Source organism: Marinomonas posidonica IVIA-Po-181 (assembly GCF_000214215.1).
Lineage (GTDB): Bacteria > Pseudomonadota > Gammaproteobacteria > Pseudomonadales > Marinomonadaceae > Marinomonas > Marinomonas posidonica.
Window position 1 is genome coordinate 2343888 of the sequence record NC_015559.1, and the last position, 14255, is coordinate 2358142.

The following is a 14255-nucleotide window of genomic DNA, read 5'->3' on the forward strand; positions in this document are numbered from 1 at the left end:
AGCTTCATGATGACAGTCGAAAAAATAGCCAAGTCATCTCCCCCTACTCCAAATAAATCAAAGCCAGCGACACTGTTAATCTAGATTTACAAAAGGATGAACCGTGATGGCTCAGAGACAATCAATTTAAAAATCATTTCTCTTTGGCTAAACGTAAAAAGCGCTTATGGATCTTACGAGTCGCCAACCAAACACCACCTACCACGAACGGTACCGATAAACCAATCACTAGACTTTTATCAAACTCCAAGCCTTTCTCATATACAGCTTCAATCAAAAACTTCAGCAAGCCCACACTGTAATAACTAATGGCGGCCACAGACAAACCTTCCACTGTATGCTGCATCGCCAGCTGTATCTTCGATCGTCGGTCCATTGAAGAAAGCAATTCTTGGTTTTGAGACTGGATCGACATATCAACACGTGTACGCATCATATCCGAGACACGATCAATACGGGTTGATAAACTTTCCAAATGATCACTTGCTGTAATACAAGTGCGTATTGCGGGAGTAAGACGACGAGTCATAAACTCGGTAATGGTTAAGTGGCCAGATACCTCATCTTCTTTTAATTCTTCAAGACGAATCAACACCAGATCATGGTAGGCTTTTGAGGCACTAAAACGAAAAGCAACCTTAGCTCGTGTTGCTTCAACCCATGCCGCCATAGTGATCAACTCAGACAACAAGCTTGATTCATCCAAATTACCCTCAATGTCCGAAAGTGTCGCCGTTGTTTGTGCTAATTGATTGTCCATATTGACCAATTCAGCATTGTATTGACGAGCCATCGGCAAGGCTAATAAAGCCATCAAACGGTACGTTTCAATCTCCACCAATCTCTGCACTAGCCGCCCAAGTTGGCTGTCACTCATCTTTTTATTGTAAACAAGAAAACGCCCACAGCCGTCACTGTGCAATTTGAAACTGGTCCATACTTGCACATCACCATTTTGTGGTCGACTTCCAACCAACCGCATGCCTTCAAAATGGCTTTTTACTTCCGCCAAATCTGGTTCAGCCTGTGTCCTTGCATCTTCAACCGCCAGATGAAACGCCGCCATCACCTCACCTGGCAACTCGGATAACCAAGCGTCCGGTAAACCAGATAAAGCATCCTGATCGAACACACCAAAGTCTTCTGTTACCTGATGGGCACTAATCATGTAAGAGGTAAATTCTAGATGCTTATCTCGTCGAATCTTGAAAGGACCGAAATCCACTTCGATGCAAGCACTATCATACTGAGGCGGTGTGAGATCAAAAATTTGGTGCAATAAGCGAAAATGCTCAAACTCAGTCAGCTTTTGCTGACTGTCGAGCATAATGGCCAAATAACTGATGCGAGCTGGGCTAGAGATCACCTGGAAAGGTCGAGAGTGCAACTCATCATAGAGAGATGCACGCAATGGATGTACATCTAAACCCTGTAACTGACCGGTATTATTCAAATTCATTTTGACTAATTAATCATTCAATCGTGGCAAATGTAACGAAGTCTATCACTTCACGGGGACGTCTAACTTATCAGACACATCCCATAATATCTTGTTCTTTCCCGTATTTTTTGCCTGTACAAGCTTATTATCGGCACGATCAAAAAATTCACTGAGCAAATGCGAGCTTTGCGGATAACAAGTAGCACCACCCACACTCACAGTAACCTGACCTGTTTGGCCACCATGATGGTAACAAAGGTTAAGATGCTCTATCTCCGACATGCATTGGTGAGCCACCTTAGTTGCTTCATGCTGAGAAAAGCGCGGCAGTAGCATAGTGAACTCTTCACCGCCATAACGAGCCACTAGCCCTTCACCTGGGTTAACCTGACTGGCCAACACAGAAGCGACTTGTTTAAGCACCTTGTCCCCTGTGGCATGACCATAACAGTCGTTGTAATGTTTAAAGTTATCAATATCAATAACTAACAAAGACAAGCATTCTTGATGTTCTATTGCAGACTGCCATTCGGATGAAATAACGTCTTCATACTTGCGACGATTCGCAAGGGAGGTTAACGGATCAATGTGGGCTAACTCTTCCAACATCTTTCTTTGCTTAGTCAGCTGTAAATGCAAGCGCACTCTAGCCTGAACAATATTGGTGTACAGAGGTTTTTGTATGTAATCACAAGCCCCCATCAAGAGCGCTCTTTCTTCATGGCTCGAATCATTCAGAGCGGTAATGAAAATCACTGGAATAGCACTTGTTCTGACATCATGACATAAGTGGGTCATGGTTTCATAGCCATCCATATTAGGCATTAACACATCCAGTAAAATAAGATCTGGTTGCAATTCAACGGCTTTACGAACGCCTTGTTCACCATTAATCGCAAGAATAACGTCTACATCTTCTCTCAAAATATCGCTGATAACTTTTAAATTTATTTTTTCGTCATCAATGACTAAAACACGTTGTCGACTGGCCATTGTCATTATTTATCACCTTGCAAATCAAACATGAGTTCCGCCACTTGAACGGCAGCATACTCAAATTCAATGCTTGAAACAGAATAAAGTATATTTTCAATTGTTAAAGCGTATTTGGTTCCTACTAACATTTGCTGGGCATCTTGCAAATGATCTTCCACTGAGAAATCGGACTGTTTTAATAAGCCATGAATGTGTTCAAGTTTATCGATCACTATTTGCTGATGATCGACGGTCACTTTCAGTTCTCCATTCTTAAAAAGTGGCGATAGCTTTTCGTTTAATGCGGTTATCAACTCATTAATACAAAATTCAATTTTTTCCAGCTGTTGAAAAGAAACTTGCTTAGTCACCGTATTCTTTTCTAACTCAGCACAATAAGCAGAAAGTCGAAAAGCACCGATATAAGCCAAACTGGATTTAAGTGAATGTATAATGAGTAACGTGTCATGTTGAGACACACCATTAAATGAAAAACCCTGATACTTATCATAAAATGACATAAGCAAATCAAGATAAAGTTCTGATTTACCATCCAGTTTTTCAATTGCTTGCCAGACGTCTAATGTATCGATAGCGGAAATGTTAGACAATACTTCTTGATTATAAGAAAACGCTTCAGATATTAGTTTTCCCCCACAAACTAAGGAGTTACCTTGCAAAATCTTTTGCGATTGAATTTGTAAAATTTTGTATAACTCGCTCTTATCAATAGGCTTATCTAGGTGCCCATTCATACCAGCCTGAGCCGATTTACGTTTTGCATCATCGGAGACATGTGCCGTCATGGCAAAAATAGGAATGTTTTTACTAACATCCAATGCTCTCAGTTTTTGTGTGGCCGTTAATCCGTCCATCACAGGCATTTGAATATCCATAAAGATCAAATCAAAATCTTCATTCAATACTTTGTCGAGCGCTTCTTGTCCATTATTGGCGATGATCACACGAGCGTTCGTTTCATTTAAATAACCTAGCATGACCTTTTGATTAATTAGGTTATCTTCCACCAAAAGTATTTTACAAGCCTGACAATTTGGAATCGCCACATTCACTTTGGCTGATGATTTCGATTTCTCAGACGTTTCCTGATATATTTTCAAGGGTATATTGAAACGAAACGTGGCCCCTTTACCTAAGTCACTTTCAACCTTTATCGAACCATTCATTAACTGGCAGATCTGCTGGCAAATGGCCAGCCCCAGTCCTGTTCCACCAAATACTCTAGTGTCACTGTCGTCTGCTTGCTGAAAAGACTGAAATAACCGCGCTTGATCTTTTATTGAAATACCAATTCCAGTATCAATAACCTCACCGGTTAACAGAATTTCTTGTTCTGAAATGGGAGAGGAAGAAAGGCGAACCGTAATACCACCACGCTCAGTAAACTTCACTGCATTGGTAATCAAGTTCACCAGTAATTGCTGGATTTTTAACGGATCGCCCAATAGGCTTGAAGGGATATAGGGCGACACATCACTACGTAGGCTAATTTGCTTTGCCTCTGCCTGAACTACATTAAGATTAATAGCATGCTCTAACAGACTGGCAATATGAAATGGACTTTCTTCAAGGGTCATTTTTCCCGCTTCGGCTTTCGAAAAATCCAACACATCATTGACGATGCTCAACAAGGACTCACCAGCCGATAATATTTTCGAGACGGAATCGGTTTGCTCTTCATTCAAGGGTGTTTTAAGGCATAAATAACTTAGCCCTATGACGGCATTAATAGGGGTACGAATTTCGTGGCTCATTCGCGCGACAAAGGAGGATTTGGCCTCTAAAGCCTCTTCTGCAATCAATTTAGCACGTTCAAACTCCGCTGTTCGTTCCCGAACTTTCCTATCTAGATCATGATTGACTGACTCCAACGCTAGACTGTATTCCGTCAGTTTTTCATTGGCCTGAAGTGCTACTTTTTCAGCGTCTTTGATTTTGGTGATATCACGGCTCACACCACACACGAAAATGGGATCGCCTAAAGCGTCATAAATAGGCACAAAAAGCGTATCAAAATAAATTTTAGAGCCATCGCCTCGCACACCGTTTTGCTCAACCGAAATGGGCTTACCTGCCGAGATGACTTCATGATAAGTGTCATACACTTGCTCAGCCATTTCATCACCAAACTGCTCTCGCAAATTTAATCGATGAACGATTGACTCTTGTTCCAGCCCCATGACTTTTTTAGAAGCGGGATTGTTATCATAAAGGGCAAACTCACCACCTTCTTCAACCGACATGATGAACATCAAGTCTGCTGAATATCGCCAAAGTTGTCGAAAACAATCTAAGATAGTTTGATCGTGCTCATATTTATCATAGGTATGGCTCAACTGCATGTGTTATCCCTCACAGTAGATCACGTCAATCAATTGATTACTTTACTAATTGCCAGTTCATTGAGTTCGCTTGAAAATAGGCATTATCGGCATCTGTCCCATTAGCTAACCATCGAGATAACAGCAAACGATCTTCTGTCAAATTCATCCGGCCAACTAACGAAATGGGTTGTAATGTCGTCAGCATATATCCACTTAGGCTTAGACTTTGTAATATATTGTTATTAGCATAGGTGTCAGTGAAGCCAATTACCTGAATTTTTTCACCTTGATACGATAATTCCCCTGCCAATACACCATAAGTTGTATTCTGCACCGCCAGCGCCAACTGGATTGCCATATCATCTGACGACCAAACGCCATTAATTGGATTACCATTCTGTTCAGATTTTTCTTGCCATGGAGTTAGATTCACTAAAGCAGGAGTGCTGGCGGACTTCTTAAAAACCAAATTATCAATGTAATCACCAGGTTCAAAAGCTTGATAAGACGTCGTTGTCAGCAATGTATTAATCACCGTCATTTCCCCATTACTGTTTAATTGCCCGCAGTAAGTAGACACCCAATGAACGCCATCATCCTCAGCTGAAGAATCAATTGGACGCCAGAAAATAGACAAGACTAAAGGCTGACCCAGTTGCTGATCCGGATTGTGTGGACGACAATGCCCAACCAGCAAATAAGTGCCGGATGCGCCAGTTGTCGATTGGTATTCACCAACAATTTGCCCAGCGTCACTCACCTCTAAGGTCATACTAGAGCCGTACTCGTTTTTCCAAACACCATTTAGGATGAAAGTCATACCCTACTCCTTATTCATAAAAACATTCTGCATAAACCTATGTATCAAAAAGACTTGCCCTATTGCGTTGTCGACTGGTAATGATTTTCGGGCCATCCGGTTTGTTAAAAATCCACATCCCAAGAGGTTTTAATGTCCAGACTTGATCCACCCATTCAGCTTTATATTGATAAAGGGTATAGAGATGATCCATGATGATGGAACCAACTAAGGCGATGTCATCAGCCCCCTCCATTGGCTCAAATTGGCTAATCACTTGCCCCTTGTCTTGCCCTGCTTCAATGAGAACATCATAAAGTGTCGCATCCACGGTTATTTCACCTGGCATACCGGTATCTGTTGTGCCGATTTGGATAGACAAAGTGGCTTTATTCATTGCCAACGACAATAAGGAGTTCATCAGATTTTCATCTCCCTTAAACTGAGAGGAGCCGGAATCCAAAGCAAAAAAGAATCCATCATTTGCATCTAACAAGTGTTTACCTCCCATCGAGAGAGATAATAATGGCGTCGTCCATAGGTAGTTCGCTTGATATTCCTGCCAAGGCAAAAACAAATATTCCCGACTGTCACGATAGACTTGATTGAGCAAACCAAACTCCAATCGCCCTAGTTGTTCTGACGTGTCTGTCAAAAAGCCAACAAAAGGTGAATGCGGGTCCACTTTCCCCTGTTGGATGAGGTCTTCAAAAAAATGAAATGATGCCACTTGTTCTGTCGTGGATTTTGTTGAAGAAGTGGACAGGCTTGGCAAACCAATCCCCCCATCCCAATCAAGTTCAGCAAAGTGTCGACCATCATAGGATTGAGCCAAATAGAGATCGGTCATAAGTTCAATCTCAGCCCCAGATGACAAAGGTTGCAACCTAACCACATCTTGCCCTGTCTCTGCTTCCATAGTTCCCCATGGCCCAAAACTGACGGCTTGCGACTGCTGACTTAACCATTCAAAAGTCCGTGATGCATTAAGATTAAATTGTTCACCACCATAATGGTGACAAGTGTCACTGCCGCACAAACTTGACGTCACCCAATTGAAGTCACTGCCGGTATCAAAGCACATTTTCAGCGGCTGAGCAGGCGTACCAAGAGCCACTCGGGCAAACCAAGGTGAGGCGCCATTATTTTGAAAGGGTCCACGAAATAGTGGCACAGAAAATCCGGTTTTTTTATCCTTAAACATATCAAATTCATCCTTTTATCCATTTGATGAATCTGAGTGTATACTCAGTTTGGTGGTTAAGCCAAAGCCAATTTGGAAGCCATGCACTGAATCAAAAAACACTCCAACGTACTCAACAAGCAAAGATAAAGAATGAAACTATGTGGTCAGTAAAATGGAAGTTAATAAGCGCAGTGGTGGTTGTCGTGTTACCAACTCACGCCTTTGGTAACCCACTTATCGAGTTTGGCAAAGGCTGTTTAATCGAAGAGCAACACCTAAATCAGATTGCCATTCAAGCCAATCAGCGTCAGCAGAACCTCCAACAGGCACAGCAAGCCAGTAAAACTCTCAAGCAGCAAGTTAATCTCTATGAAGAACGACAAAACAAGCTCGACACCAGTATAGAAGAATGCCAACAAGCTGAGAAAAACACCCCATACTGCCATAATATACGGGATCAACATCAACAACTTAGCCAACTTATCCGAGAAACAAATCAAGCCTTAATAGATGAAGAAGAAACCCTTAGTCTTTATTCCTATGAGCTGATTCGCGATGACTATGAACAAAAACGCGCTCGCTTCCAAATGCGCTGTCGTAGCTCAAATCAGCACTATGCTTTTATTCAAAACCCAGAAGCCTATTCAGCTGTCTGTCATAGCGAGATGTTAAAACAAACACTCACTTGCACATTCTGATAACACGGCAAGTCTGACCTGATCACGAAACTGTCATATTTATCCGGCAGTCTATAAACAACCAAAGATCGGGACAAAGCCTTGCTTGCCATCAACTTAAACCGCTCAATAGGCCGTCAAGCAAACCCCAAGCGGCTCAACAAACATGTGTCAGTCAGTCTGACTTCTCCGACACCAATGCATTGCATCAGCTCTCGATACTTATCCTTTTCAATTGATATATCCGTGCTAGCGGGTGGATTTTGGTGGGAAGGCAGCAAGGGCACTCAACAAGGCTTAGGCACAGAAAAAACACCCCCACTGGATTTACAACAAGAGAAACTCGACAAGCTCGTCCAATCTCTTGGACCTTCCTATGTCCGCGTAGGCGGATCAGAAGCGGATAAACTCCACTATTTCACTAGCCACAATGCCCACGACCAAGACGCACTGCCATTAACCCAAGCCATCTGGCACCAGCTACATGACTTTTGCCAACGCAATGATCTATGGCTCATGTTTACCTTTAAATATGGCCTGTTTGAACGTCGCCTACAAGGTCAATGGCAAGCAAACGAAGTCATCGATCTACTCACCTACAGCCAACAAAACAACCAAAACATAGCCATCTGTGAATTGGGAAACGAACTCAATGCTTACTGGGCCTTTCATGGCATCACCGCTCAGCCCAGTGCCAAAAAACTGGCGAAGGATTATGACCAATTCATTCGCTGCATTAGACAACACAGCCCAACCAGTTTGGTTGCAGGACCGGGCAGCGCTTTTTGGCCTAGGATAGGCGAAGCCGTTAAACCCTTCAGTAATATCACCGTGCCATTTTTAGAGAACTTAACGGAACCATTGGACATAGTCGACTGGCACTATTACCCGTTCCAAAGCAGTCGTTCACCGGTCAAAACCCGTGCTGCCACTCCTCGCAACTTGTTGTCAATAAATGCACTGAATACCTTTGAAAAGTACGCGTTAAAACTGGATGAATATCGCCGCCAATATCAGCCTCAAGCGCAAGTGTGGACAGGTGAAAGTGGCTCAGCCCAATGCGGCGGCCAAGCCAAACTGTCTGATCGTTTCATTTCCTCTTTTTGGTGGGCCGACCAACTAGGACGAGGGGCAAAGCTTGGTCAACAAGTGATGATCAGACAAAGCCTGATTGGGGGAGATTATGCTCTGATTAATCGACAAACGCTCAAACCCAATCCAGATTTCTGGGTCAGCTGGCTATGGGAAAAACTCATGGGCAATGAGGTCTATCAGGTACAAAGCAGTGACTCGTCTATCTTAGTCTATTGTCATAACGCCAAAAAAGCAGACAAATGCACACTCCTCATCATCAATATGACGTCACAATTTCGCATGATTCATTGCCATCATTTCGGACTGAAAAAGAAACGCTTTGAAATCACAGCGGATTCCCTAACCGCCAAAAAAATTCGCATCAATGGCATACGACCAAAATTCCGCAATGGTAAGGTGAAGCTCAGTGATTTTCCCAAACTGTCAAAGCTCAACTTGATCAGCCCTTACAGCATTAATTTTTGGTGTTTTACGGTATAGATCACAAACGCAAATAAAAACAATTATCAATACTGTAAACTTTCAATCTACCTCGTTATAATGCCGCCTTTGACTTAGTGGAAGAGGTGCATCATGGTCGGCATGACTGGATTGGTTCGTTGTATGCTGTTGTCTGTTATTTGCTTTGTTGTCTTAACAGGCTGTGAGCAAGATCATGACTCTGAATCCCACCTCGCTCTCTGGCAAGTCTCTCAAGCTGACAGTGGCTGGCCTCGAAGCATTCAGACTGAGCAAGGTCGACTGACATTAACTCAGCCCCCTAAGCGAATCGTTTCCACCAGCGTCACGCTGACCGGCACCCTTCTCGCCATTAATGCGCCTGTTATCGCCACCGGTGGCACCATGGCAAACACAGACGTCGCTGGCGAATATGGATTTATGCGCCAATGGGAAACCGTCGCCAAACAGAGAAAACTCATCTCTCTGTACCAGACTGAAGCTAACGCCGAAGCCATTGTTGAAGCCAGACCGGATCTTATTATTATCTCCGCCACCGGTGGTGATTCCGCTCGAAAACTGTATGCGCAATTAAAAGACATTGCCCCCACTCTTATTATTGGCTACGACGATAAAAGCTGGATGCAATTGGCGAACATTTTTGGCCAGTTTCTGGGGCTAGAAGAACAAGCCCAATCGGTTATTGCTCAGTTTGAACAAGAAGTTCAAAAGACCAAGCAAATGATTCAATTACCACCACAACCAACCACTGGCATGGTGTATTACCAAGACAATACTGGCGGCAATATCTGGACTCGTGAATCGGCCCAAGGCCAACTTCTCACTGAGTTAGGCTTTCAACTCGCCGAGGTCCCTGATTCGGTCAAAGGCGACAACAGTATGGGGAAACGCGATGACATCATCATTGCCACTGGGGAACGCTTTCCAGATGCCATTACAGGTCAAAGCGTTTTACTCTTTGCGGCGGCCAAAGACAGAGAACAGGATTTCATTAACACCCCTTACCTACAAGCCACTCAAGCGGTCAAAAACCATCAGGTTTATGCCGTTGGCAATGACACTTTTCGGTTAGATTACTACAGTGCCACCAATCTGTTGCACCGTTTACAAACGCTTTTTGGACAACCCAAGCATGCACACTAGACAAAGACTCACTTGGTTAGCCATCGCTCTGATTAGTTTGTGCGTTATCATGCTTGCTAGCCTTTGCTTTGGTGCCAAAGCCATCCCTCTTCATCAACTTTGGAACATTGCATCTGGTCATGAAACTGGGCTTGCTAAAACTATTATTTACGAGGGTCGGCTACCTAGAACCCTGAATGGATTATTTGTCGGCATGGCATTAGGCACCTCTGGTGCATTGATTCAAGCCATTACCCGCAACCCGTTAGCCGACCCAGGTATTTTAGGCGTAAATTTAGGCGCCAGCTTGGCCATCGCCCTAAGCATTGTCTTTCTTGGCGCGACACAACTCAGTGAATTTTTCTTCTACGCCGCCATCGGGGCTTTGCTTGCTAGTCTGCTGGTTTATTATGTCGGGCGTTTAGGTGGCGGTCGAGTGGATCCGCTCAAGCTGACCCTTGCTGGTGTGGCAATTGGTGCCGTTTTTGGTGGCTTGAGTTCAGCACTAACGCTTTTTAATCCTAGCGCCTTTGATCAAATTCGCTTTTGGTCGGTTGGCAGCTTAGACATTCGTAATCTTGCTGTCCCCTTCTTTATTGCGCCTGTGGTCATAATAGGCTGTCTTATTGCTCTGGCGATCACTCCTGCGTTAAATGCGTTCGGATTGGGGGATTCACTCGCCACGGCACTGGGTAGTCAGCCAGCACGGGCTCAGATCCTCGCCCTAATCGCCATTACCTTGTTGTGTGGGGCGGCGACGGCGGCAGCTGGACCGATTGGCTTTGTGAGTCTAATGATTCCTCACATTGCCCGCTGGATGGTGGGTCCAGACCAACGCTGGGTCATGCCATTCTGTATCATTTTGACTCCTTGCTTACTGCTCTTCGCCGACATTGTTGGACGAGTCTTGATCGTCGGTGAACTCAGGGTGTCCATCGTCACAGCCTTTCTTGGTGCGCCTATCCTCATCTATCTTGTCAGACGAAAGGGAGCGTCTTCATTATGATGACACGTCAATACAAACCTTCTCTCGTCCCTGTCGCCCTCATATTGACACTTGTGGTCCTATTGGCGACCCTGTTTACAGGACAACAAGTCGCTCAAGGTATGACAGGCATCTGGCAATTGCTCACAGGAGAGGCCAGCCCATACCAATCTATCGTGGTTTGGCAATGGCGCGCTTCTCGGGCCTTAGGCGCTTTAATTATTGGTGCTGGTTTGGGTGTCAGTGGTGCGGTATTCCAATCCTTAGTACGCAATCCATTAGGTAGCCCAGACATTACTGGCTTTAATGTTGGTGCCTTTACTGGCGTCTTACTCTCTATTGCTTGGTTTGGAAACCTCTATTGGATGAGCGTTTTGGGGGCCATTTTGGGTGGACTCGGCGCCGCCACCTTGGTCTATCTGTTTGCCTACCGAGAAGGACATTCCGGCTTTCGTCTGATCATTGTTGGCATTGCCATCAGTGCCACTCTAACCGCTTTCAACCAATGGTTATCCTTATCCGTGTCTCTTGAAACAGCCATGACCGCCGCACTTTGGAGCGCTGGTTCTCTGAATGGTATGACCTGGTCTAAAGTTCTCCCCGCCGCCATTTTATTGATATTGCTAATGTGCATCGCCTTGGCGATGAACAGTCGGATGAAGTTACTGGAAATGGGAGACGATACCGCCGCCGCTCTGGGCGTTTCCGTGAACAAGAGTCGTTTGGCACTTATGTTTGTCGGTGTGTCACTCACCGCTGTGGCAACCGCGATCACCGGCCCCATTGCCTTTATCTCTCTGGCAGCACCACAAATCGCACGACGCTTAGAAAATAATGCGTCCATTTCACTCACGGCATCCGCACTTGTGGGTGCCATGTTATTACTGGCTGCAGACTTCTTAGCGCAACACGCTTGGCAAGGCATTACCCTTCCTGTTGGTCTCGTTACCATCAGTTTAGCCGGCCTCTATTTGGTTTATTTAATTGTACGAGAAGGAAGACTATGAGCCCGAATTCATCCACTTTATTAGCGGCCGAGTCCGTCACCCTTAGCTACGATCAAACCATCATTGCAAAAGATTTATCAATACAGATTCCGCAAGGTAAATTCAGTGTGATTGTCGGCCCAAATGGCTGTGGTAAATCCACTTTATTGCGCGCCATGAGTCGCTTATTGGTGCCAGAATCTGGCAAAGTACTACTAAACGGACGCAACATCCATGAACAGACCACAAAGGCGGTCGCCAAACAGTTAGGATTGTTGCCGCAAAGTGCCATTGCCCCAGATGGCATTAAGGTGATGGATTTGGTTTCACGAGGTCGTTTCCCCCACCAAAAATGGTTCCAGCCCTGGCGTGAAGAAGACCAAAAGGCGGTTGATGCGGCCATGGCAGCGACACACATTACCGACTTTGCTCAACATCATGTTGACCAACTTTCTGGTGGACAGAGACAACGTGTTTGGGTAGCCATGGCCTTAGCACAGCAAACACCTGTGCTTTTATTAGACGAACCGACAACTTACTTAGACATTGCTCACCAGATTGAATTGCTGGATTTATTTCAGGATCTCAATCAAAAAAATGGCCATACCATGGTGGCGGTATTACATGATCTGAACCACGCCTGTCGCTATGCTGATAATCTCATTGCCATGAAGGACGGCCAAATTGTCGCCACAGGCAAACCAAGTGAGATTGTCACTGAGAGCTTAATTGAATCAGTATTTGGCCTACCTTGTCTGATTATAGAGGACCCTATTTCTGGTACGCCTTTAGTCATACCTAAAGGCCGTCAAATTTAATACGTAAACAAAAATGGTGAGGTCGCACAACCTCACCATTTCTATGTTTACCTTGATTCAATATTAATTAGGCTGTTACGCCCTTTGCCGAGTTCGCACTTGGGCTCTCTTCTGCAGGAAATAAGTTCGTATCAATCAATGTAGTATCTCGTAACGAGCGCACTCCAGCACTTAGCAATAGGGTGGCCGCCGCACAGCCTAAACCTAGTGCCACCAGCCCCATGACTGGCGATAACACTTTAACAATAACACCAATGCCGAGCGCACCAGCCGAATCGCCAACCACATCTTGTGCTGTCCAGAAACTACCGATGCGACCTAACATAGGATCTGGGGTATGCCCTTGAACAATCGTATATTGCAATAAACCACCAATGGAACCGAGATAGCCGAACACCGCCAATGCCAGCAACATCCATACTAGATGCCCCATAAAGCCCAATGCGGCAACACATAAAAATGAGAAAAATGCGGTAACCAACATCACCATCCCCGGTCGTTTTGCATGCCGAACCCAACCACTAGTAAGCGCGCCTAGTGTCGATCCAACCGGTACCGCGGCATACATGAGACCCACTTCAAACGCACCACCGCCAAATGCCGTTGCCGCCAGAGCAGGAAATAAGATACGAATGGATTTGGTGACGGCTTCCAATGTTCCTAATGCCACCACAGCTCGAATAATTTTATGGGTGAACACAAATTGAAATCCATCCAACAAGGAGCGAATCGGATGCTCTTGAGGGCCGCCTTTTTGTGGCTTCATGTTTGGCAAAGTAATTAAGGTAATCAAGGTACAGAAGGTCCCAATGGCCGCTAACGTGTAGTTCCATGTCACCCCAAACGACACAATCACAATACCTGCCACCGCAGGAGAAATCACCGAACCGATACGCACAATCAACATACTCAGTGCGCCTGCAGTGGGCAGATTTTCTCGTCCTACCAAATGCGGTATCGACGCCATTAATGCGGTCATACCAATCGCACTGAAAAAACCATCCCAAAGAGAAATCGCATAAACCGCCCACAGACTTGGATCAGACAAATAGGCATTCGCCGCGAGCAAGACAAAGCCAAACCCACAAATAGAACGAGAGAACAAGATTAACCACTTACGATCCATTCTATCGGCTAGAACCCCACCCAACATCAGACCGATAAACATACCGATACCATCTAACGCCACGGCAAAACCGACTTGTAAGCTGGACCCTGTTAATTCGTATATTTGCACTGGCACCGCAACATTTAACATGCCAATGCCCAATACAGACATCAAACGAGCAATGAAAATAGCGCGGAAATTGGCGTTGGTTTTAAGCAAACTAAAGTCCAACATGATATTTGATTTTGACATAACGACT

General features: G+C 44.8%; 12 protein-coding genes. 6 read left to right on the top strand and 6 right to left on the bottom strand.

The annotated features are described in order from the left end of the window. Nucleotides 1-133 precede the first annotated feature (133 nt). The 5 genes from MAR181_RS10970 to MAR181_RS10990 are packed head-to-tail and all read right to left on the bottom strand — an operon-like array spanning nucleotide 134 to nucleotide 6764. A complete protein-coding gene (locus MAR181_RS10970) occupies nucleotides 134-1459 on the bottom strand; it encodes a DUF3422 family protein (protein ID WP_013796658.1) in 1326 nt (441 codons plus the stop codon). Nucleotides 1460-1504: 45 nt separating this feature from the next. Continuing rightward, nucleotides 1505-2440, bottom strand: coding sequence for a GGDEF domain-containing protein (locus MAR181_RS10975; RefSeq protein WP_013796659.1), 936 nt, complete (start codon nucleotides 2438-2440; stop codon nucleotides 1505-1507). Then, a complete protein-coding gene (locus MAR181_RS10980) occupies nucleotides 2440-4779 on the bottom strand; it encodes a PAS domain-containing hybrid sensor histidine kinase/response regulator (protein WP_013796660.1) in 2340 nt (779 codons plus the stop codon). Before MAR181_RS10980 ends, MAR181_RS10975 begins: the two co-directional genes overlap by 1 nt. Before the next feature lie 37 nt (nucleotides 4780-4816). Continuing rightward, a complete protein-coding gene (locus tag MAR181_RS10985) occupies nucleotides 4817-5581 on the bottom strand; it encodes an avidin/streptavidin family protein (protein WP_013796661.1) in 765 nt (254 codons plus the stop codon). A 37-nt stretch (nucleotides 5582-5618) separates the two neighbouring features. After that, nucleotides 5619-6764, bottom strand: coding sequence for a pepsin-like aspartic protease (locus tag MAR181_RS10990; RefSeq protein WP_013796662.1), 1146 nt, complete (start codon nucleotides 6762-6764; stop codon nucleotides 5619-5621). A 140-nt stretch (nucleotides 6765-6904) separates the two neighbouring features. Between MAR181_RS10990 and MAR181_RS10995 the strand changes: the two genes are divergently transcribed. The 6 genes from MAR181_RS10995 (at nucleotide 6905) to MAR181_RS11020 (ending at nucleotide 12888) form a co-directional block, all read left to right on the top strand. After that, the gene (locus MAR181_RS10995; RefSeq protein WP_041651305.1) at nucleotides 6905-7444 is read left to right on the top strand and encodes a hypothetical protein; all 540 of its coding nucleotides are present in this window, start codon (nucleotides 6905-6907) and stop codon (nucleotides 7442-7444) included. Nucleotides 7445-7525: 81 nt separating this feature from the next. Further along, nucleotides 7526-8998: a glycosyl hydrolase family 79 N-terminal domain-containing protein gene (locus MAR181_RS11000; RefSeq protein ID WP_013796664.1), complete on the top strand. Its 1473-nt coding sequence runs from the start codon at nucleotides 7526-7528 to the stop codon at nucleotides 8996-8998. Between the two features lie 93 nt (nucleotides 8999-9091). Further along, nucleotides 9092-10120 carry a Fe2+-enterobactin ABC transporter substrate-binding protein gene (fepB, locus tag MAR181_RS11005; protein ID WP_013796665.1) on the top strand — a complete coding sequence of 343 codons (1029 nt, stop codon included), beginning with the start codon at nucleotides 9092-9094 and terminating at the stop codon, nucleotides 10118-10120. Then, the gene (fepD, locus tag MAR181_RS11010) at nucleotides 10110-11105 is read left to right on the top strand and encodes a Fe(3+)-siderophore ABC transporter permease (protein WP_013796666.1); all 996 of its coding nucleotides are present in this window, start codon (nucleotides 10110-10112) and stop codon (nucleotides 11103-11105) included. The genes fepB and fepD overlap by 11 nt, the downstream gene beginning before the upstream one ends. After that, nucleotides 11102-12091 (top strand): FecCD family ABC transporter permease, encoded by a 990-nt coding sequence (locus tag MAR181_RS11015; RefSeq protein ID WP_013796667.1) that lies wholly within the window; start codon nucleotides 11102-11104, stop codon nucleotides 12089-12091. Before fepD ends, MAR181_RS11015 begins: the two co-directional genes overlap by 4 nt. Then, entirely contained in the window at nucleotides 12088-12888 is an 801-nt protein-coding gene (locus tag MAR181_RS11020; protein ID WP_013796668.1) for an ABC transporter ATP-binding protein, read from the top strand. Before MAR181_RS11015 ends, MAR181_RS11020 begins: the two co-directional genes overlap by 4 nt. A gap of 67 nt (nucleotides 12889-12955) precedes the next feature. Here MAR181_RS11020 and entS read toward each other — a convergent pair whose 3' ends face one another. Then, on the bottom strand, nucleotides 12956-14248 hold the full coding sequence (gene entS / locus MAR181_RS11025) for an enterobactin transporter EntS (RefSeq protein WP_013796669.1): 1293 nt from the start codon (nucleotides 14246-14248) through the stop codon (nucleotides 12956-12958). Nucleotides 14249-14255: the final 7 nt, after the last annotated feature.

What these genes read in the sequence shown, in the direction of transcription:
- MAR181_RS10970 (WP_013796658.1), bottom strand. Translation starts at nt 1,459, where the DNA reads ATGAATTTGAATAATACCGGTCAGTTACAGGGTTTAGATGTACATCCA.
- MAR181_RS10975 (WP_013796659.1), bottom strand. Translation starts at nt 2,440, where the DNA reads ATGACAATGGCCAGTCGACAACGTGTTTTAGTCATTGATGACGAAAAA.
- MAR181_RS10980 (WP_013796660.1), bottom strand. Translation starts at nt 4,779, where the DNA reads ATGCAGTTGAGCCATACCTATGATAAATATGAGCACGATCAAACTATC.
- MAR181_RS10985 (WP_013796661.1), bottom strand. Translation starts at nt 5,581, where the DNA reads ATGACTTTCATCCTAAATGGTGTTTGGAAAAACGAGTACGGCTCTAGT.
- MAR181_RS10990 (WP_013796662.1), bottom strand. Translation starts at nt 6,764, where the DNA reads ATGTTTAAGGATAAAAAAACCGGATTTTCTGTGCCACTATTTCGTGGA.
- MAR181_RS10995 (WP_041651305.1), top strand. Translation starts at nt 6,905, where the DNA reads ATGTGGTCAGTAAAATGGAAGTTAATAAGCGCAGTGGTGGTTGTCGTG.
- fepB (WP_013796665.1), top strand. Translation starts at nt 9,092, where the DNA reads ATGGTCGGCATGACTGGATTGGTTCGTTGTATGCTGTTGTCTGTTATT.
- fepD (WP_013796666.1), top strand. Translation starts at nt 10,110, where the DNA reads ATGCACACTAGACAAAGACTCACTTGGTTAGCCATCGCTCTGATTAGT.
- MAR181_RS11015 (WP_013796667.1), top strand. Translation starts at nt 11,102, where the DNA reads ATGATGACACGTCAATACAAACCTTCTCTCGTCCCTGTCGCCCTCATA.
- MAR181_RS11020 (WP_013796668.1), top strand. Translation starts at nt 12,088, where the DNA reads ATGAGCCCGAATTCATCCACTTTATTAGCGGCCGAGTCCGTCACCCTT.
- entS (WP_013796669.1), bottom strand. Translation starts at nt 14,248, where the DNA reads ATGTCAAAATCAAATATCATGTTGGACTTTAGTTTGCTTAAAACCAAC.